The organism is Streptomyces sp. NPDC093018 (assembly GCF_040684035.1).
Taxonomy (GTDB): domain Bacteria; phylum Actinomycetota; class Actinomycetes; order Streptomycetales; family Streptomycetaceae; genus Streptomyces; species Streptomyces murinus.
This window is the reverse complement of the sequence record NZ_JBFBFF010000024.1, coordinates 15,763-36,084: the sequence shown is the minus strand read 5'-3', so window position 1 is coordinate 36,084 and position 20,322 is coordinate 15,763. Positions and strand designations below refer to the sequence as shown.

Annotated in this window: 14 protein-coding genes, 1 other RNA gene and 1 pseudogene; 13 read left to right on the top strand and 3 right to left on the bottom strand. The window is 72.9% G+C overall.

The window, feature by feature from the left end:
* Nucleotides 1-188: 188 nt before the first annotated feature.
* Nucleotides 189-3,521, bottom strand: a complete 3,333-nt coding sequence (locus AB0N90_RS34695) for an FHA domain-containing protein (RefSeq protein WP_365203171.1) — start codon at nucleotides 3,519-3,521, stop codon at nucleotides 189-191.
* A 436-nt stretch (nucleotides 3,522-3,957) separates the two neighbouring features.
* On the opposite strand from AB0N90_RS34695, the gene AB0N90_RS34690 reads away from it, so the two are divergent.
* From AB0N90_RS34690 to AB0N90_RS34675, 4 genes are all read left to right on the top strand, one after another.
* Entirely contained in the window at nucleotides 3,958-5,676 is a 1,719-nt protein-coding gene (locus AB0N90_RS34690) for a protein kinase (protein ID WP_365203170.1), read from the top strand.
* A gap of 112 nt (nucleotides 5,677-5,788) precedes the next feature.
* Nucleotides 5,789-7,021 carry a serine/threonine-protein kinase gene (locus AB0N90_RS34685; protein WP_361668765.1) on the top strand — a complete coding sequence of 411 codons (1,233 nt, stop codon included), beginning with the start codon at nucleotides 5,789-5,791 and terminating at the stop codon, nucleotides 7,019-7,021.
* A 90-nt stretch (nucleotides 7,022-7,111) separates the two neighbouring features.
* A complete protein-coding gene (gene prfB / locus AB0N90_RS34680; protein ID WP_037651385.1) occupies nucleotides 7,112-8,218 on the top strand; it encodes a peptide chain release factor 2 in 1,107 nt (368 codons plus the stop codon).
* Nucleotides 8,219-8,524: 306 nt separating this feature from the next.
* A complete protein-coding gene (locus tag AB0N90_RS34675) occupies nucleotides 8,525-9,418 on the top strand; it encodes a hypothetical protein (RefSeq protein WP_365203167.1) in 894 nt (297 codons plus the stop codon).
* 140 nt (nucleotides 9,419-9,558) lie between these two features.
* Here AB0N90_RS34675 and AB0N90_RS34670 read toward each other — a convergent pair whose 3' ends face one another.
* Nucleotides 9,559-9,750 (bottom strand): hypothetical protein, encoded by a 192-nt coding sequence (locus AB0N90_RS34670; RefSeq protein ID WP_365203165.1) that lies wholly within the window; start codon nucleotides 9,748-9,750, stop codon nucleotides 9,559-9,561.
* Nucleotides 9,751-10,034: 284 nt separating this feature from the next.
* Between AB0N90_RS34670 and ftsE the strand changes: the two genes are divergently transcribed.
* From ftsE to AB0N90_RS34640, 6 genes are all read left to right on the top strand, one after another.
* Nucleotides 10,035-10,724, top strand: a complete 690-nt coding sequence (gene ftsE, locus AB0N90_RS34665) for a cell division ATP-binding protein FtsE (RefSeq protein WP_037651391.1) — start codon at nucleotides 10,035-10,037, stop codon at nucleotides 10,722-10,724.
* Between the two features lie 43 nt (nucleotides 10,725-10,767).
* The gene (gene ftsX / locus AB0N90_RS34660) at nucleotides 10,768-11,685 is read left to right on the top strand and encodes a permease-like cell division protein FtsX (protein ID WP_037651393.1); all 918 of its coding nucleotides are present in this window, start codon (nucleotides 10,768-10,770) and stop codon (nucleotides 11,683-11,685) included.
* 67 nt (nucleotides 11,686-11,752) lie between these two features.
* Nucleotides 11,753-12,919 (top strand): S41 family peptidase, encoded by a 1,167-nt coding sequence (locus AB0N90_RS34655; RefSeq protein ID WP_365203164.1) that lies wholly within the window; start codon nucleotides 11,753-11,755, stop codon nucleotides 12,917-12,919.
* Between the two features lie 57 nt (nucleotides 12,920-12,976).
* Nucleotides 12,977-13,519: an SsrA-binding protein SmpB gene (gene smpB, locus AB0N90_RS34650; protein WP_365203255.1), complete on the top strand. Its 543-nt coding sequence runs from the start codon at nucleotides 12,977-12,979 to the stop codon at nucleotides 13,517-13,519.
* A 92-nt stretch (nucleotides 13,520-13,611) separates the two neighbouring features.
* Nucleotides 13,612-13,980: a transfer-messenger RNA gene (gene ssrA / locus AB0N90_RS34645) on the top strand.
* 135 nt (nucleotides 13,981-14,115) lie between these two features.
* On the top strand, nucleotides 14,116-14,550 hold the full coding sequence (locus AB0N90_RS34640; protein ID WP_365203162.1) for an ankyrin repeat domain-containing protein: 435 nt from the start codon (nucleotides 14,116-14,118) through the stop codon (nucleotides 14,548-14,550).
* Here AB0N90_RS34640 and AB0N90_RS34635 read toward each other — a convergent pair.
* Nucleotides 14,534-15,358 (bottom strand): class I SAM-dependent methyltransferase, encoded by an 825-nt coding sequence (locus AB0N90_RS34635; RefSeq protein WP_365203160.1) that lies wholly within the window; start codon nucleotides 15,356-15,358, stop codon nucleotides 14,534-14,536. The genes AB0N90_RS34640 and AB0N90_RS34635 overlap by 17 nt on opposite strands.
* A 120-nt stretch (nucleotides 15,359-15,478) precedes the next feature.
* Between AB0N90_RS34635 and AB0N90_RS34630 the strand changes: the two are divergent.
* The 3 genes and pseudogenes from AB0N90_RS34630 (at nucleotide 15,479) to AB0N90_RS34620 (ending at nucleotide 20,058) form a co-directional block, all read left to right on the top strand.
* Nucleotides 15,479-16,892 (top strand): annotated as a pseudogene (locus tag AB0N90_RS34630) (FAD-binding oxidoreductase).
* 105 nt (nucleotides 16,893-16,997) lie between these two features.
* A complete protein-coding gene (locus AB0N90_RS34625) occupies nucleotides 16,998-17,561 on the top strand; it encodes a CGNR zinc finger domain-containing protein (RefSeq protein ID WP_365203158.1) in 564 nt (187 codons plus the stop codon).
* A gap of 139 nt (nucleotides 17,562-17,700) precedes the next feature.
* Nucleotides 17,701-20,058 carry a UvrD-helicase domain-containing protein gene (locus AB0N90_RS34620; RefSeq protein WP_365203157.1) on the top strand — a complete coding sequence of 786 codons (2,358 nt, stop codon included), beginning with the start codon at nucleotides 17,701-17,703 and terminating at the stop codon, nucleotides 20,056-20,058.
* The last annotated feature ends 264 nt before the right edge of the window (nucleotides 20,059-20,322 follow it).

Below are 20,322 nucleotides of genomic sequence, written 5' to 3'. Positions count from 1 at the left end.
CCCGTGAACGTCCGTGCACCGTCAAGGTCCGTGCACCGTGAACGCCGGAACGCTGTCCGTGCGCTCCGGTGTACGCGGGCCGCGGAGGCGGGGCAAGAGCGCCTGCGTCCGGGAAGGGGTGATCGTGACCGGGTCGTGATCGGCCGTGTATGCGCTTTGATCCAGGGCGAGTTGGGGCTTTCCGGCGCTTACAGCAGCGAGGGCACCTGGGCGGCCGCGACCTGGCGGGCGGCGCGTTCCACGGCACTGGCCAGCAGGGCCAGGTCGGTGGGGCCGTTGCCGAGTTCGCGGACGGGGCGGCGGGTGGGGGGATCGCCCATGCGGTGCCAGTCCAGCGGGACGACCGTGGGGCGCTGGGTCGCGGTGCGCGGGATACGGCCGGTGACCCGGCCCCCCTGGAACTCCACCGCGGGCGCGCCCGGATGGGTCAACTCGCCGCGCCCCGGGGCCGGTTCGTCCGGCCCCTGCTGGGGGGCCGCGAGCCGGATGCGGAGGGTCGCCCGGCGGGCCGGTTCGCTGTCCGCCGTACGGCCGTCCGTGCCGGCCGCCACCAGGTGCACGCCGAGCCGCTCGCCCTCCCGGGCCACCGCCTCCAGGGCCCGCGTCACCGAACCGGCGGCGGGCCGGCCCGGGGCGCCGAGCGCGGGGGAGACCAGCGCGTCCAGATCGTCGACGACCACCACGAGCCGGGGCAACGGCGGTACCGCCTCGGCGCGTTGACGTGCCGCCGCGCCGGGCCGCAGCCGCAGCGTGGAGCTGGGCGGCGCTTCGATGTCCGCCGCGCCGGGCGCGGTGCGCTGTGCGATCACCCGGCCGGGCGCCGCCCGCCCCGCGTGCCACTGCGCGAAGTCGGTCCGGCCCAGCAGCTCCGCGCGCCGCTTCAGCTCCGCGCTGAGCGACTGCGCGAACTCCCGCATGCGCACGGGGTCGTTGGCGATCAGATGGGTCGTCACATGGGGTATCTCCACGCAGACCCGCAGGCCCTCGTTGCGCCCGTTGCCGGTGCCGACGCCGTCCCGGCCGTCGATGAGCACCATGCCCAGCCGGTCCGGCCGTTCGGCCGCGGCCAGCGAGGCCACCACGGCCCGCAGCAGCTCGGTACGGCCGCTGCCCGCCGGGCCCTCGATCAGCAGATGCGGTCCGTCGGCCACCAGGTCCGCGGTGACCGGGCCGTGCGGTCCGGCGCCGAGCACGGCACGGGCCCGGCCGCCCAGCGCCTCCGGATCGTCGGCCGCGTCCGCCCAGCGGGCCATCAGCGAGGCGGGGGTGGCCCGGGCCAGGCCCAGCTCGTCCAGCAGCCGCGCCGACTGCGGCAGCGGCGCCGCCACCCGCGCGTGCCCGGCGCCGCCCGTGCCGTCCGGCCGCAGCGGCGCCAGTGCCCGCGCGAACCGCTCCGCCCACGCCGGGGACACGGCGTCCACCGTGGCGAGCACCCCGGGCGTCACCGGCCCGCCGGGGGCGACCCGCATCAGCTGGAGGGTGCCGGCCACATCGCCGCTGAGCAGGGCCACGGCCCCGCAGTGCCGCAGCGTCGGGGTCACCGTGCACGCGGTGTCGTAGGTACGGGCCACCGGGGAGGACGCCGAGGACGCGGAGACCTCCGCCAGGCACAGCACATGCACCCCGGCCCGGGGGCCCACCGCGGCGAGCCGGGCCAGGGCCTCCTGGAGACCGGTCCCGCCGGGGTCGCCGTCGACCACGACCACCGTGTAGGGGCCGGGGAAACCGGTGCCGCCCAGGTCGGCCTCGTCCTTGGCCCAGGACGGGCGACGCGGGCTCCGGGGCGGCGCGCCGAAGGCGGGGGAGAGGGTGCCGGAGCCCGGGGCGCCGAGCGCGCCGACGGGCGTGCCGGGCGTGCCGGGCGTGCCGGGCGCCTGGCTCTGGTGGGGGATCAGCGGGGTGTCGTACGGCGTCGGGTACGACCGTGCTCCGGAGCCCCCGGAGCCCCCGGAGCCCCCGGAGCCCCCGGAACCTCTGGAACGCCCGGAATCCCCCGTGCTCTGCGCCGGGATCGAGCGGGTGACGGCGGTCCCCGCGCCGCGTGCCGTGAGGTCGTCCACCCGGCGCAGCAGTTCCTCCGTGCGGGCGGCGGCCTGTTCGCGGTCGTAGGCCAGCAGGAGGCGGCAGTCCTGGCCGTGGTTCGGACGGACATGCGGCAGCCAGCCCAGCCAGGACCACTCGGCCGCCCGCTCCTCCACAGGGCGGGAGCCGTCCGCGCTGATCAGCACGATCTCCAGCAGCTCGGGGGAGTGCAGCGCGGCGAGCTGGGCCAGCACCGCGCGGGCCAGCCCGGACAGCCGGGGCCGGGGACCGGCGAGGCCCAGCGCGCCCGTCTCCCGCAGCGCGGCGGTCACCGGTACGGCGGGCAGCAGGCCCGAGCCGTCCGGCGCGCTCCGGTCCGCGGTGCCGAGCCGCAGGGTCAGCGCCTCCGGGTGGCCGGGGCCGCGCTCCCACAGCCGGGGCCCGGGACCGAGCGCGGTGAGCAGCAGCGCTGCGGGATCCGGCCAGGTGTCGGGCCGCAGCGGGACCCCGGCGTCCGGGGCGGCACCGGCCGAGGCCGCCGCGCCGTCCGCAGGCTGCTCCCCGCGCCCGCCGGCCAGCCGCCGGGCCCAGGCACCGAGCCCACGCCGCCGTACGCTCTGCGCCCCGTCGCCGACCCCGAACCGGCCCGCGTGGGTGTCGCCGCCGCGTCCGGTGAGTCCTTCGTCCGCGGTTCCCCAGGAGGCGGAGCCGTAGGCGTGCCCGGTGTCTTCCGCGACTCCGGCGCCCGACGGCGGCTGCGCACCGAGGGGAGCGGTCCAGGCCCCGCCCGGTGCGGGCGGCGCAGGGGGGAGACCGGTGTCCGGCGCGGCATCCGCGCCGGGTCCGACGCGCAGACAGCCCTCGCCGTCCGCGACCACCGGCACCCGCGTCCGCGGGCCGCCGGGCGCGAGGCGCAGCGCCGACTCCCCGATCCGCAGCAGACCCCCGGCGGGCACCCGCACCGCCCGCTCCCCGATCCGGGTGCCGTCCAGCGTCGTACCGTTCGTGGAACCCAGGTCCGCCACGGACACCCGGCCGTCCGCGCCCACCGTCACCGCGCAGTGCAGCCGTGAGACATCGGGATCGTCCAGCGGTACGTCCGCGTCCGCGGAGCGCCCGACCGTGATCCGGCCGCCGTGCAGCAGATGCACCCCGCCCGCGTCCGGGCCCGCCACCACATGCAGCTGCGTGGGCGCGTCGGCCGGTTCGGGATGCGGTTCGGCGGCCAGGGGCGCGCCCAGGGCCAGTACGGCGCCGTCGACCAGCGGCGGCTCCCCGAGCACGGCGCGGCGCGGGTCCAGCCGCTCACCGCCGGCGTACAGCACGACCGCGGCGCCCCCGGTGTCGCGGCCCGCGCCCTCCCCGGTGACCGCCCCGGCCAGCGCGGACGCGACCGCGGCGAGGTCGGTGCCCACGGGCGCCGTGACCAGCACGTCGCGGCTCCCGCCTCGCTGTGGGGGCGGGCCCGGCGGGTCTACGACGGTCAGCCGGATCTGCATCGGCGTCAGCGGTCCCTTCTGCGCGGGTCTGCGCGGGCGCGGACTACCCCCCACCCCACACGAGCACGTCGGCCAGTACGGGGAGCATCCTCGCACCTGCCGCCGACGCCGTGCCCGCCACCCGGTGCGAAGTGATCTTGATTGGTCGGCTCTGACCCCAAAAGTGCCTGACATGGACCACGAAGGCGATCGGTTGAGATCGGCCACGTCCCCTCTTATGGCGGCTTCCGTACCCTCCGATGGCTGCTTACGGCAGCTTCCGGCTGCTTCCGTCGGCTTGCGTCCGGCTTCGGGCAACCACGGACGAAAGACGCGCGTCTTTCCATCGAGCCTGCCCGGGAACGCTTACGTGGCGTCCCACCCGGCACCACTACAGTGGTTCGGAACATCCGGAATGCAGGCAAGCAGCATCAGCAAGCAGCAGGGAGCGCGTGACGTGCGGCCAGTCGGCAGCAAGTACCTGCTTGAGGAGCCGCTCGGACGCGGCGCCACAGGCACCGTCTGGCGTGCCCGCCAGCGCGAGACCGCGGGCGCGGAGGCGGCCGTCGCCGGCCAGCCGGGCGAGACGGTCGCGATCAAGGTCCTGAAGGAAGAGCTGGCGAGCGACCCGGACATCGTGATGCGCTTCCTGCGCGAGCGCTCCGTGCTGCTCCGGCTCACCCACCCGAACATCGTCCGGGTCCGCGACCTGGTCGTGGAGGGCGAGCTGCTGGCGCTGGTCATGGACCTGGTCGACGGCCCCGACCTGCACCGCTATCTGCGCGAGAACGGCCCCCTGACGCCGGTCGCCGCCTCCCTGCTGACCGCACAGGTGGCGGACGCGCTCGCCGCGAGCCACCACGACGGCGTCGTCCACCGCGACCTCAAGCCCGCCAACGTGCTGCTGCGGCAGCTGGACGGCGAGATGCACCCGATGCTGACCGACTTCGGCATCGCCCGCCTCGCCGACTCCCCGGGCCTGACCCGCACCCAGGAGTTCGTCGGCACGCCCGCGTACGTCGCGCCGGAGTCCGCCGAGGGCCGCCCGCAGACCTCCGCCGTCGATGTGTACGGCGCCGGCATCCTGCTGTACGAGCTGGTCACCGGCCGTCCGCCGTTCTCCGGCGCCACCTCGCTCGAAGTGCTGCACCAGCACCTCAGCGCCGAGGCGCGCCGGCCCTCCACCGTGCCGGACCCGCTGTGGACGGTGATCGAGCGCTGTCTGCGCAAGAACCCCCTGGAGCGGCCCAGCGCCGAGAACCTCGCGCGCGGCCTGCGGGTCGTCGCCGAGGGCATCGGGGTGCACGCGAACTCCGCCCAGATCGCGGCGGCCGAGGGCGTCGGCGCGCTGCTCGCCCCCGACCCGGCCCCGGCCTCGGTGCCGGGCGAGCCGGGCATCGTCGGCGCGGCCGATCCCACCGCCATACTGCCGACGGGCGCCCCGCAGGGCTCGTACGACCCGAACGGCGCCACCAGCGTCCTGCCGCATACCGCGGGGCCCGCCGGTGCCGCGGACCCCACCGCCGTACTGCCGCACACCGGCGCGGCCGATCCGACGGCCGTGCTGCCGAACACCGGACCGCAGGGAGCCGGGCCGCAGGGTCCCGGGCCCGAGCAGCCGCACCCCTGGCAGAACCAGCTGCGGGCCGCCCGGGACCGCAATGAGCAGACGCAGATCCAGTACCTCGCCCCGGAGGACGACCCGCTGCACCACCGGCCCCAGCGGCAGGTGGCCCGCCCGCAGCACCAGCCGCGGCAGGCGCCGCAGCCGCGCCCGCAGCAGCCGCAGCAGCGCGGACGACAGCAGGGGCAGGGGCAGGGTCAGCAGGGCTACCAGCAGGGGTACGGCTACGCGACCCAGCAGCCTCAGCAGCACCAGCCTCAGCGCCAGCCCCAGCAGTACGCCCCGCCGCAGCAGCCCCAGCAGCCGCAGCGACCCGCGCGGGAGCCCAGGGCGCCGCGGCAGCGCAGCGCCAACCCGATGAAGATCCCCGGGCTCGGCTGTCTGAAGGGCTGCCTGTTCACCATCGTCATCCTGGTGGTGGCGAGCTGGCTGATCTGGGAGCTGACGCCGCTGCACACCTGGGTCGGCCAGGGCCGCGGCTACTGGCACGAGCTGTCCCACTGGGCCGGCCAGGTGAGCGGCTGGGTGAAGGACCTGGGCGGCAACAACTGATCAACGAGGTAGGGGATTTGTCGACATCTGACGGGTGATTTCCGCCTCCACGGTGAAGGTTGGCTCCCCGGACGCGTAGTTTTAACGACAACACGCGTCTGTAGGAGCAGTCTTGGCACGGAAGATCGGCAGCCGGTACACCGCGCACCAGATCCTGGGACGGGGCAGCGCCGGCACGGTGTGGCTGGGCGAGGGGCCCGAGGGACCCGTCGCGATCAAGCTGCTGCGGGAGGACCTCGCCTCGGACCAGGAGCTGGTCGGGCGCTTCGTCCAGGAGCGCACCGCGCTGCTCGGACTGGAGCACCCGCACATCGTCACCGTGCGCGACCTCGTCGTCGACGGCAATGACCTGGCCCTGGTGATGGACCTGGTGCGCGGCACCGATCTGCGCACCCGCCTGGAGCGGGAGCGCAGGCTGGCGCCCGAGGCCGCGGTGGCGATCGTCGCCGATGTCGCGGACGCGCTGGCCGCGGCGCACGCGGCGGGGGTCGTGCACCGGGACGTCAAGCCGGAGAACGTACTGCTCGACATGCAGGGCCCGCTCGGCCCCGGCGGGGCGCATCCGGCGCTGCTGACCGACTTCGGGGTGGCCAAGCTGATCGACGCGCCCCGGCGGACCCGCGCCACGAAGATCATCGGTACGCCGGACTACCTGGCCCCCGAGATCGTCGAGGGGCTGCCCCCGCGGGCCTCCGTGGACATCTACGCGCTGGCCACGGTGCTGTACGAGCTGCTGGCGGGCTTCACGCCGTTCGGCGGCGGCCACCCGGGCGCGGTGCTGCGCCGCCATGTCACCGAGACGGTGGTCCCCCTCCCCGGTATCCCCGAGGAGCTGTGGCAGCTGATCGTGCAGTGCCTCGCCAAGGCGCCCGCGTCCCGGCTGCGGGCGTCCGAGCTGGCGGCCCGGCTGCGGGAGCAGCTGCCCACGCTGGCCGGGCTGCCACCGCTGGACGTGGACGAGCCGGACCTCTCGGAGGAGGCGGCCGAGGAGGAACCGGCGGCGCCCGCGGCTCCGGCGGGGGGCGAGCCGGTACGACGACGGGGCGCGGTCTCCCTCGTCCAGGGCGCCCGGCCCGACTCCAACCGCGACACGCACACGTCGATGCGGGTGCCCGCGCCCGACGAGCTGGCCGGCGGCGCGCACGGCACGGCACGTGCACCGCGCCCCGCGGGAGCCCCCCGGCCGGGCTCGGCGAAGCACCGCGCGGCGGTACGGCGGCGGCGGATCACGCTGGGGGTGGCGGGCGTGGCCGTGGCGGCCCTGGTGTCGGTCGGCGCGTGGTGGGCCACGTCGGACTCCCCGCAGGACACTCCGCCCCCGGCATCGACGTCCTCGACCCCCTGACCCGCCCACCGAGTCGGGTGGGCGGATGGGCGAGACCCGGCCGGGACCAGCGCGGCGGAGGTCGCTTGCCACAGCCGTTACGCTTGAACCGTGGCAGTCGTCGATGTATCCGAAGAGCTGAAGTCCCTCTCCTCGACCATGGAGTCGATCGAGGCCGTCCTGGACCTCGACAAGCTGAGGGCAGATATCGCCGCGCTTGAGGAGCAGGCGGCGGTCCCGTCCCTGTGGGACAACCCGGACGAGGCGCAGAAGATCACCAGCAAGCTCTCCCACCTCCAGGCCGAGGTCAGGAAGGCGGAGGCGCTGCGTGGTCGCATCGACGACCTCTCGGTCCTCTTCGAGATGGCCGAGGAGGAGGACGACCCGGACACCCGCGCCGAGGCCGAGTCCGAGCTGGCCGCCGTACGCAAGGCGCTGGACGAGATGGAGGTCCGTACCCTCCTGTCCGGCGAGTACGACTCCCGCGAGGCCCTGGTCAACATCCGCGCCGAGGCCGGTGGCGTCGACGCCGCCGACTTCGCCGAGAAGCTCCAGCGGATGTACCTGCGCTGGGCCGAGCAGCGCGGTTACAAGACGGAGCTCATCGAGACGTCGTACGCCGAAGAGGCCGGCATCAAGTCGACCACCTTCTCCGTGCAGGCGCCGTACGCCTACGGCACCCTCTCCGTCGAGCAGGGCACCCACCGCCTGGTGCGCATCTCGCCCTTCGACAACCAGGGCCGCCGCCAGACGTCCTTCGCCGGTGTCGAGGTGCTGCCCGTGGTCGAGCAGTCCGACCACGTCGAGATCGACGAGTCCGAGCTGCGCATCGACGTCTACCGCTCCTCCGGCCCCGGCGGCCAGGGCGTCAACACGACCGACTCCGCGGTCCGCATCACCCACCTGCCCACCGGCATCGTGGTCTCCTGCCAGAACGAGCGGTCGCAGATCCAGAACCGCGCCACCGCGATGAACGTCCTCCAGGCCAAGCTGCTGGAGCGCCGCCGCCAGGAGGAGCAGGCCAAGATGGACGCCCTCAAGGGCGACGGCGGCAACTCCTGGGGCAACCAGATGCGTTCGTACGTGCTCCACCCGTACCAGATGGTCAAGGACCTGCGTACCGAGCACGAGGTCGGCAACCCCGAGGCCGTCTTCAACGGCGAGATCGACGGATTCCTGGAGGCCGGCATTCGCTGGCGCAAGCAGCAGGAGAAGTAACTTTGTCGACATGACAACTGCCGCCCGCGTGGCGGCAGTTGTTGTTTTGTCCGGCTTTTACATCACAGTCACACGTTTCAAATCCCCCTGAATGCCCTCCGGTTCGGGCAAAGCGAATAGAACGCCCTTGACGTTGCTTTGAAAAATCGGAAGGGTGAGCGCGGCATGCGTGTATCTGGGGTGCATGTGAACCGGGGGTGCCGAATCGCTCGACCTTGATTCGGGCTTCGCCGGCTGCCTCCGTCGATCACGGCCAGCCCCACCGCGCGGCCTCACTGACGAACAGCTACTGGGGGTAGCAACCATATGACGAAGAAGACGCGGATCCGGGTCGCGCGGATAGCCGCGGGCGCCGTGATCGCGGCCGGTGCGTCCCTGACGGCCGCCGGTGCGGCTTCCGCCCTGGACCTCAATGTCCAGGCGGGCCCGATCAGCCTCGGTGTGAAGGCCGACGGCTGTGACCCGGTGGGAGTCTGTGACACCACCGGTGGCGACCCCTCCACGACGGGTGGTGACCCGTCCACGACGGGCGGTGACCCGTCCACGACCGGTGGGGACCCGTCCACCACGGGCGGCGACCCCTCGACGACCGGCGGTGACCCGTCCACCACCGGTGGCGACCCGTCCACGACCGGTGGGGACCCGTCCACCACGGGCGGCGACCCCTCCACGACGGGCGGTGACCCGTCCACGACCGGTGGCGACCCGTCCACCACGGGTGGGGACCCGTCCACCACCGGTGGCGACCCGTCCACCACCGGTGGGGACCCCTCGACGACCGGTGGGGACCCGTCCACCACGGGCGGCGACCCCTCCACGACCGGCGGCAACGGCAACTCCGGCGGCCAGGGCAACAGCGGTGGCCAGGGCAACTCCGGCGGCAACGGCACCGGCGGTGGCAACTCCGGCGGCAACGGCGGTGGCGGTCACCACGGCGGCGGCACCGGCGGTGGCTCCGGCACCGGTGGCGACAGCCCCCAGGGCGGCGGCAATGACAACGCCACCCAGGAGGAGGGCTCCTCGGCCCTCACCGACACCGGGTCGGACAACCCGCAGCCGCAGACCGGCGGCAAGCAGCTCGCCGAGACCGGTGCCGGGCAGACCACGTTCCTGATCATCGGCGCCGCGACGATGATCGCCGGCGGTATCGGCTTCCGCGTCCTGCCGCGCCTGGCGGGCCGGGGCGGCGCGGCCGCCTGACGGTGACCGGGCGGTAGCCGCCCGCGTACCCGGCGTACGCACAAGGGCCCGGAGCTCGCGCTCCGGGCCCTGACGTGTTTCTGGGGTTTTTCTCGGCCGCCTCTTACGCGACCGTCTCTTACCTGGCCGGGCTTACGCGGTCAGACGGTCTGGTGGGCCAGCAGCGCCACCGCGGCGATCAGCACCGCCAGCAGCGCGATCAGCGCCATCGGATTGATCCCGCCCAGGAAGCCCTCTTGCTGGAGGCGCTGGCGATTGGCACGGCACACCGGGCACCGGCCCTCGCTCACGGGCGCCGCGCAGTTCGCGCACACCAACCGGTCGTACGTCATGCGCTCGCCCTCCTCGCACCGGCCGTATCACTTCGTACAACGCTCACAGGAACGCGAACGTTCCCCTCCCACTGTGCCAGTTTCCGCCGCACCGTGCGCGGGGCCCGTGTCGCGGCGCCGGGGAAGGCCGTCGCCGCGCCCGTCGCCGCGCCCTTCTCCGTGCCCGGACCGGCGACCGGTGCAAAAGCGTACAAGTCTTGCCCAACCTCTGCCTGCGCCTGCGCTTGCGCACCCGGTTCGCGTATGGTCACGCTCATCTACCCCCGGCGACCCGTGGTGCATCCGTGATCCGATTCGACAATGTCTCCAAGGTCTACCCCAAGCAGACCCGTCCCGCACTCAGGGATGTCTCACTGGAAGTGGAAAAGGGCGAGTTCGTCTTCCTCGTGGGGTCCTCCGGCTCCGGAAAGTCCACCTTCCTGAGGCTGGTCCTCCGTGAGGAGCGGTGCAGCCACGGCCAGGTGCACGTGCTGGGCAAGGACCTCGCCCGCCTCTCCAACTGGAAGGTGCCGCAGATGCGCCGCCAGCTGGGGACCGTGTTCCAGGACTTCCGCCTGCTGCCCAACAAGACGGTCGCGGAGAACGTGGCCTTCGCGCAGGAGGTGATCGGCAAGTCCCGCGGCGAGATCCGCAAGTCCGTGCCCCAGGTGCTCGACCTCGTCGGCCTCGGTGGCAAGGAGGACCGGATGCCCGGCGAGCTGTCCGGTGGTGAGCAGCAGCGCGTGGCCATCGCGCGCGCCTTCGTCAACCGGCCCAAGCTGCTGATCGCCGACGAGCCCACCGGCAACCTCGACCCGCAGACCTCCGTCGGCATCATGAAGCTGCTCGACCGGATCAACCGGACGGGCACCACCGTCATCATGGCGACGCACGACCAGAACATCGTGGACCAGATGCGCAAGCGCGTCATCGAGCTGGAGAAGGGCCGCCTCGTCCGCGACCAGACCCGCGGCGTCTACGGCTACCAGCACTGACCTCGCGCCCCAGTTCGTCCACGGAAAGGCACAACCCGACGCCATGCGCCCCCAGTTCGTCCTGTCGGAGATCGGTGTCGGTCTCCGCCGCAATCTGACGATGACCTTCGCGGTCATCGTCTCCGTCGCCCTGTCCCTGGCCCTCTTCGGCGGCTCCCTGCTGATGAGCGACCAGGTGAGCACCATGAAGGGCTACTGGTACGACAAGGTCAACGTCTCGATCTTCCTGTGCAACAAGCACGACGCCGAGCAGGACGTGCACTGCGCCAAGGGCGCGGTCACCGAGGACCAGAAGAAGCAGATCCTCTCCGACCTGCAGAAGATGCCGATCGTCGAGAAGGTGTCGTACGAGTCGCAGGACCAGGCGTACAAGCACTACAAGGAGCAGTTCGGCAACTCCCCGCTGGCCGGCTCGCTGACGCCGGACCAGATGCAGGAGTCGTACCGGATCAAGCTCAAGGACCCGCAGAAGTACCAGGTGGTCGCGACCGCGTTCAACGGCCGTGACGGCGTGCAGTCGGTGCAGGACCAGAAGGGCATCCTGGACAACCTCTTCCAGCTGCTCAACCTGATGAACCGCGGCGCGCTCGGCGTGATGGCGCTGATGCTGTTCGTGGCGCTGCTGCTGATCGTCAACACCGTGCGCGTGTCGGCGTTCAGCCGTCGGCGTGAGACCGGGATCATGCGCCTGGTCGGTGCCTCCGGCTTCTACATCCAGGCGCCGTTCATCGCCGAGGCCGCGGTCGCCGGGCTCATCGGCGGTGGCCTGGCCTGCGTCTTCCTGGTGGTCGGCCGGTACTTCACCATCGACCACGGCATGGACCTCTCGCACAAGCTGACGCTGATCAACTTCGTCGGCTGGGACTCGGTGCTGACCAAGCTGCCGCTGATCCTCGCGACCAGCGTGCTGATGCCGGCCTTGGCGGCGTTCTTCGCGTTGCGCAAGTACCTGAAGGTGTGACGCAAACCAAGACGGTGGGCGGGGCAACGGGCCGTGACGAGAGGCCCGTTGTCCTAGACTCACCGCCATGTCCGGCCGAGACCCGCTCTGTCCGCCTCGGCGCGCCCGCCAAGGGGCCGCGCTGACCTTGGTCTTCGCCGGAGTCCTCGCCGCCGGAGCGATCACCGGGGCCTTCCCGGACCCGGACCATCCGGCCCGCCGTACGACGACTGTGCCCGTGGGTGCCGTACGCAAGGAGGACGTACGGGAGGCCGCCGCCCGCGCGATGGCCGACGGCACGTCCCCGATGGAGGCCGCCGAGCGGGCCGTCAGCCGCAGCGGCGACCGCTGGGGCGCCGTCTACTCCGAGGGCGAGTACCAGGAGTTCCAGGACTCCCTCGACGGCCGCTACACCGGCGTCGGCCTCTCCGCGGCGCGCGAGCAGGACGGCCGTATCGAGGTCACCGGGGTGCGGCCGGGCTCACCCGCCGCCGCGGCCGGCATCCGCACCGGCGACCGGCTGCGCAGCGTCGACGGCGCCCGCGCCGACGGCCTCCCGGTCACCGAGGTGGTCGCCCGGCTGCGCGGCGACGCCGACGACGCGCCCGCCGGCACGACCGTCACGCTCGGCCTCCAACGCGGCACCCGCGCCTGGTCCGAGACCCTGCGCCGGGCGACCCTGACCACCGACTCGGTCAGCGTCCGGCGGCTGTCCGTGCGGGCCACCCTGATCAGGATCGCCGCCTTCACCAAGGGCACCGGCGCCCAGGTCCGCGAGGCGCTGCGGGCCGCCCCGCCCGGCGACGGGATCGTGCTGGACCTGCGCGGCAACTCCGGCGGCCTGGTCACCGAGGCCGTGGCCACCGCCTCCGCCTTCCTCGACGGCGGCCTGGTCGCCACCTACGACGTCGACGGCGCCCCGCGCGCCCTGCACGCCACGCCCGGCGGGGACACCGCCCGCCCCCTGGTCGCCCTGGTCGACGGCGGCACCATGAGCGCGGCCGAGCTGCTCACCGGCGCCCTCCAGGACCGCGGCCGCGCGGTCGTGATCGGCTCCCGCACCTTCGGCAAGGGCTCCATCCAGATGCCGACGAACCTCCCCGACGGCTCGGTGGCCGAGCTGACCGTGGGCCACTACCGCACCCCGTCCGGGCACGCGGTCGACGGCCGGGGCATCACGCCCGACCTGGAGGCCGGGGACGGCGTCCTGCAACGCGCCGAGACCGTGCTCACCGGCCTGGGCGACGCCGAATAAGGGCTGGCCCCGAGCCCCCCGCGTAGTGCGAAAATGGACGGCACTATGAGCAAGGGAATGTACGTACCCAAGGAGTCCCAGCCCAAGCAGGGCGGCGGGGCGGGCAAGGCCAGGGACGGTGAGAAGGGCGGCAAGCGCAAGATCGTCGCCCAGAACAAGAAGGCCCGGCACGACTACGCGATCATCGACACCTACGAGGCCGGCATCGTCCTCACCGGCACCGAGGTCAAGTCGCTGCGCGAGGGCCGCACCTCGCTGACCGACGGCTTCGTCCAGATCGACCGGGGTGAGGCGTGGCTGCACAACGCCCACATCCCCGAGTACCACCAGGGCAGCTGGACCAACCACTCCGCGCGCCGCAAGCGCAAGCTGCTGCTGCACCGCGAGGAGATCGACAAGCTGGAGTCCAAGTCCCAGGAGACCGGTCACACCATCGTGCCGCTCGCCCTGTACTTCCGGGACGGCCGCGCGAAGGCCGAGATCGCGCTCGCCCGGGGCAAGAAGGAGTACGACAAGCGGCAGACCCTGCGGGAGAAGCAGGACCGGCGTGAGTCGGACCGTGCCATCGCCGCGGCGAAGCGGAAGCAGCGCGGCGGGTAGCCCGGGAATACGGTGGCACGGAGCCGCGTTGTTCCCGTACGATGGCGGCAGCATCGGACGTGAGCCCGGTGCGCACCTTGAAAAAACAACATGGGGATGATCGGTTTCGACAGCGGATGTCGAAGCAGGGGAAGCGTGTCGAGGAAGCGGCCATGATCTCGTAAACCACAGGCCGAAAACAATAATCGCCAACACCAAGCGCGATTCCTTCGCCCTCGCTGCCTAAGTAGCGACTTGCGAAGTGTCAGCCCGGGGCTGTTCCCGACCCGGATCCTGGCATCAGCTAGGGGACTAAACCTTGATCCCGGTCACGGGGTGAAGAGGGAAATCAAACAGTGACTGAGCCCGTCGGCGACTTGTTCGCGTGATCGCCGGGGCTGAGAAAATCACAGCGAACTGCACACGGAGAAGCCCTGATTCCGCACCGTTGGACGCGGGTTCGATTCCCGCCATCTCCACGAACCTCCTCCGGGAGGTAACCCCATGTGGGCAAAGGCCCCGTCGCTTCACGCGGCGGGGCCTTTGTCATGCGCCTTTATCGCCGGCACCGCTTTATCGCAGGCACCGCACGGCGGGTGGCCTCAACCGTTGCCCCCATGAATCAGCGGCGACGCAAGAAGCTCTCCCGACGCCTGTTCACCGCGATCCTGATGGGGGACGCGGGCGGTGTGAGGGCGGCCCTGCGCTCCGGGGCCGACCCCGCGGGCGCCGACGGCGACGGCACCACCCCCCTCTACACGGCGTCCGTGAACGGCGAGGCCGAGATCGCCCTGCTCCTGCTGACGGCCGGCGCCCGCCCCGACACCGAGAGCGCAGGGCCGGGAGCGGAGGGGACGCCGTTGTGCGCGGCGGCGTGCTGGGGCCATACCGAGACGGTGCGCGCGCTGCTGGCCCACGGCGCCGACCCGAATCTCCGCGAGGATCACGGCACCGGCCGTACGCCTCTGCAATGGGCGCTGATCGGCCCGCACACCGAGACCGCCGACCGGCTGACCGCGGCGGGAGCCGTGTGCGTCAGACCGGCCGGGTGAGCCGCGCCGAGGCCAGGTGCACCTTGAACCCGCAGGGCACGATGCCCTCCGGCGTGACCAGGTCCGCGACCTCGGCGAGGAAGTCCCGATGGAGCCGGGCGACGGCCTCCTCCGTCATCGGCGCGAGATCGTAGAGCCCGGACATGGACTCCCACACCTGCTCCAGGGTCCCGCCGATGTCGATGGGCACGGTCTCCCACTCGACCTCCCCGAACCCCACCGGACGCAGTACCTCCGCAAGCCCCTCCCGGCTGCGCGCCCGCTTGTCCCCCAACGCGGGGATGCGCGCCGGGGTCTCCTCGCCCGCGCGCCGCAACAGCCCCACGAACCGCTCGTACGCCTCCCCGCCGACCGCCCCGCCGCCCATCACGCACGCGAGCACCCCACCCGGTACGAGCACCCGCGCCACCTCGGCCGCGACCTGCTCGATGTCGCCCATGAGCATCAGCGCGAGATGGGAGACACAGGCGTCGAAACTCCCCTCGGCGAAGGGCAGTTCCTGTGCCCGCCCGATGTGGAGCCGCGCCGCGGAGAGCGCCGGCCGCAGCCGGGCGAGGGCCAGCGACCGGGGCGAGAGGTCCACCCCGGCCAGCTCCCGGCCGCCGTCCCGGGCGAGCAGTTCGAGCAACAGCCCGTCCCCGCAGCCGAGATCGAGCACCCGCCGGTGCCCGGCCACCCGGTCGCGCAGCAGCTCGTAACTGGACCGCCCGTCCGGCCCCCGCCCCCGCCCGAACGCCTCGGCGGTCACGGCGGGCCGGACGGCGTGAAAGGACCGGAGGAACTCCTCCTGCACAGCGCTGCTCGTCATCCCCCGAACCTACGGCTTCCCGTGCCGCCCTCGGCCCCGGCGTGCGAAGACCCCGCCCCGGGCGGACAATGTTTGCGGCGTTTGGCAGGGGTTCCGCTGCGCGAACCGAGGTGTTCGGCCATGAGCGTCATCGACGAGACCGCTCTGGACATTCTGCGGGGGGCTCTGCGGGGAGGCGTCGTAGGACCGGCGGATCCCGGGTACGACCGGGCCCGCGGCATCTACAACGCCATGATCGACCGGCGTCCTGCCGCGTTCGCGCGGTGCGTGGACGTGGCGGACGTACGGACCGTGCTCGCGTTCGCGCGGGACAAAGGCGTCGCGACGGCCGTGCGCGGGGGCGGGCACAGCGGACCCGGGCTGTGCCTGGTGGACGGTGCGCTCACCCTTGATCTGACGCCCATGCGCTGGGTGCACATCGAGCCGGAGGCCCGGACCGCCCGGGTCGGCGGCGGCAGCCAGCTCGGCGATCTCGACCACGCGGCGCACACCTTCGGGCTGGGGGTGCCCTCCGGGATCATGTCGACCACCGGCGTCGGCGGGCTCACCCTCGGCGGTGGGCACGGACATCTCACCCGCCGTTACGGCCTGACCATCGACAGTCTGCTCGCCGCGGACGTGGTGCTCGCCGACGGGAGCCTCGTCACCGCCTCCGCCGACCAGCACCCCGAGCTGTTCTGGGCGCTGCGGGGCGGCGGCGGGAACTTCGGCGTGGTCACGTCCTTCGCCTTCCGGCTGCACCCGGTGGACACCGTCGGGGTCGCGATCACCCTCTGGCCCGTCGACCAGGTGCGTGAAGTGCTGTGCTGGTACCGGGAGTTCCTGCCCGCCGCGCCGGAGGAGCTGAGCGGGTTCTTCGCGCTGCTGACGGTCCCGCCCGGACCGCCGTTCCCCGAGCCGCTGCACGGGAGGAAGATGTGCGGGGTGGTGTGGTGCCACACACCGGCGCGCCCCGAGGTGTCCGCGGAGGAAGAACAGGCGCGGCTGGAGAAGGCCGTCGCCGCCGTGGCCGCCGCCGGGCCGCCCGCCTTCCACTTCACCACGGTCATGCCCTACCCCGCCCTCCAGACCATGTTCGACCAGCTGCTGCCCACGGGGCTCCAGTGGTACTGGCGCGGGGACTTCTTCGACGCCGTCTCCGACGACGCCATCGCCGTGCACGAGAAGTACGGCCGGAACCTCCCCACCGGCCTGTCCACCATGCACCTGTACCCGGTGGACGGAGCGGCCCACCGCCCCGGCCCCGACGAGACGGCCTGGGCCTACCGGGACGCCCTGTGGTCCGGCGTCATCGCGGGCATCGACCCGGACCCCGCCAACGCCGCCCTGATCCGCCGCTGGTGCGTCGACTACTGGAGCGATCTGCACCCCCACTCCATGGGCGGCGGCTACCCTCAACTTCCTGGGCGAGGAAGAGCCCACCGACCGCGTACGGAGCACCTACCGCGCCCACTACGACCGACTGACCGAGGTCAAACGCACCTACGACCCGGCCAACTTCTTCCGGGCCAACCAGAACATCCCACCGGCCTGAGCACGACCGGCTCCGGTGCGGGGGGTTCCGGGGAGGCGGCCGGGCGGGCACTGTGGGAGGGAGACGGCTGTACGACTCCCCGTATGCCTAGGCGGTGACAGGCACATGGCGCTGCGGTTCGATGCCGGACGGGTTTGTCTGGATCTGTTGGCGACCGGTCATCCGGGTGAACGGCTCGACTCCGTCCGGGCGTTGTGCGGCTGGATCGAGGAGGCCGGGCTGGTGCCGGCCGGCACGGGTCTCGGGCACGCCGACGAGACCTGGGTCCTGCGGTTCAGGGAAGTGCGGGAGGACATAGGGCAGTTGGTACGGCGCGGCGGCGGGACGGTGTCGTACGGGAGGGCGCTCGGGCGGGTCAACGAGGTGGCCCGGGGGACGCCGCCGGTGCCCTGTGCCGTACGGCGTGGCGACGGGCTGCTCGTCCGGGAGCTGGTCGCGCCGCCGGGACCCGCGGCCCTGCTCGCGCTCCTCGCCCGGGACGCCGTGGAACTGCTCACCGACCCCGTCGCGCGGGCCGCCCTTCGCGAGTGCGAGGGGGACAACTGCCCGCTCCTCTACCTCGACACCTCCCGGGGCCGCCGCCGCCGCTGGTGCTCCAGCGAGGTCTGCGGCAACCGGGAGCGAGTGGCCCGCCACCGCCGCCGCGCCGCCGCCCTGACCCGCGCGTGAGCCCTGGGGCCCGCGGGTGAGCCGTCGGCACCCGCACATACAAGATCGCCGTATCCGGCAAAGCGCCCGGGTCCCGTAGCCTCGCCCGCCTTCCTTCGCGTACGGTTGACGGCTGCCCAGCACGTCAGAAGGGGGCCCGGTGGCCGCTCAGGTTCAGCATTCCGCGGTCGGCTCGGAACACGACGCACAGGACTCTGTGCGCGACCGAGAGATCAGCGTCGAACAGGCACATCTGGACCGGGTGTACCGGCGGCTGGAGGAGAAGATCCACGAGGCCGAGTTCCTGATGAACGACGCGGCCCAGCGCGGCCAGGTCGGCACCCCCGGCGCGCTCGCCGAACGGGACGCGCAGGTCTTCCGCGCCGGTGTCCACCTGAACCGGCTCAACAACGAGTTCGAGGACTTCCTCTTCGGGCGCATCGACCTGCTGCTCGGCAAGGACGGCAAGAAGGGGCCCGACGGGGCCTACACGGCGGTCGAGCCGGCCGAGGGCGCCGTGCGCGAGGACAACACCGCCGACATCGCCGAGACCCTGCACATCGGGCGGATCGGCGTCCTCGACGCGGAGTACGCCCCGCTCGTCATCGACTGGCGCGCCCCCGCCGCCGCGCCCTTCTACCGGGCCACCCCCGTGGAGCCCGGACGGGTGGTGCGCCGGCGTGTCATCCGGTCCAAGGGACGCCGGGTGCTCGGCGTCGAGGACGACCTGATGCGGCCCGCGCTCACCGCCCGCCTCGACGGGCGGGAACTGGCCGTCATCGGCGACGGCGCCCTGATGGCCGCCCTCGGCCAGGCCCGCGGCCACACCATGCGGGACATCGTCTCCTCCATCCAGGCCGAGCAGGACCTGGTCATCCGGGCCCCCGCCGCCTCGATCACGTACGTGGAGGGCGGCCCCGGCACCGGCAAGACCGCCGTCGCCCTGCACCGCGCCGCCTACCTGCTCTACCAGGACCGCAGGCGGTACGCGGGCGGCATCCTGATCGTCTCCCCGACCCCGCTGCTCGTCGCCTACACCGAGGGCGTGCTGCCCTCGCTCGGCGAGGAGGGCCAGGTCGCGATCCGGGCGATCGGCTCGCTGGTCGACGGCGTGACGGCGACGCTGTACGACTCCCCGTCCGTGGCCCGCGCCAAGGGCTCGTACCGGATGCTCAAGGTGCTGCGGAAGGCCGCCAGGGGAGCCCTGGAGCTGGGCGCGACCGTCCAGGCGGGCCACGAGGAGGACGACGACGACACGCCGCGCCAGGCCGTCGACCCCGCCCGGCTCCGCGTCGTCGCCTTCGGCCGCCGGCTCGAACTGGAGGCCGAGGAGCTGGACCGCATCCGCCATACGGCCCTCGGCGGCACCGCCCCCGTCAACCTGCTGCGCCCGCGCGCCCGCAAGCTGCTGCTGGACGCCCTGTGGGCGAAGTCCGGCGCCGGGTCCCGGCACTCCGACCCGGAGCTGGCCGCCGAGCTGCGCTCCTCCTTCGACGAGGACATCACCGGCGAGGACGCCTTCATCGGCTTCCTGGACGCCTGGTGGCCGGAGCTGACCCCGGCGCGGGTGCTCGACGCCATGGCCGACGAGAAGCGGCTCGGCCGCTGGGCGCGCCGGATCCTCAACCCGGGCGAGGTGCGCAAGGTGGCCCGTGCACTCAAGCGCGACGGCCGCACGGTGCACGACATCGCCCTGCTGGACGAGCTCCAGGCGATCCTCGGCGTCCCCGCCCGGCCCCGCAGGAAGCGGGAGCTCGACCCGCTGGACCAGCTCACCGGTCTGGAGGAGCTGATGCCGGTGCGCGAGGAGACCCAGCGGGAGCGGGCCGAGCGCCTCGCGCAGGAGCGCACCGAGTACGCGCACGTCATCGTGGACGAGGCACAGGACCTCACCCCGATGCAGTGGCGGATGGTCGGCCGCCGCGGCCGGCACGCCACCTGGACGGTCGTCGGGGACCCGGCCCAGTCCTCCTGGTCCGACCCGGACGAGGCGGCCGAGGCCCGCGACGAGGCCCTGGGCAGCCGCCCCCGGCGCCGCTTCCAGCTCACCGTGAACTACCGCAACCCCGCCGAGATCGCCGAGCTGGCCGCCAGGGTGCTCGCGCTCGCCATGCCCGGCTCCGAGTCGCCCCGCGCCGTACGGTCCACCGGTGTCGCGCCGCGCTTCACCGTCGTACAGGAGTCCCTCCAGGCCACCGTGCGGGCCGAGGCGGAGCGGCTGCTGGACCTCGTGGACGGCACGGTCGGCGTGGTCGTCGCGATGAACCGGCGCGAGGAGGCGAGACGCTGGCTCGCCGGGCTCGGCGACCGGGTGGTGGCGCTCGGCAGCCTGGAGGCCAAGGGACTGGAGTACGACGCGACGGTCGTCGTCTCGCCCGCGGAGATCGCCGACGAGTCCCCGGCCGGGCTGCGCGTGCTCTACGTGGCGCTCACCCGGGCGACCCAGCAGCTCACGGTGGTGTCGGGGGAGCGGGACGAGCCGGATGCGGACGGGGTGCCGGATCTGCTGCGCGACTGAGTTTTCGACGAACTCCCCGCGCGGGGAATGGCATCCGGCATCCGTTTGTTAGCCTGGGTACGGCACCGGCTCGATCCAAGCCCCCGGGCCCAACCTTCGTCCCTTCGAGGGACCACTTGCCGCGAGGCGAGCATGGCGGGTCGGTGTCATCAACGTGGGAGGCCCACGTCACGAGAGTGACGTGGGCCTCTTTCTTATGCCCGCCAACTCTCGTATGGTGGAAGTCGTTTTCCGAAAGCGCGCACCGCTCGGTAGTCGTCCATG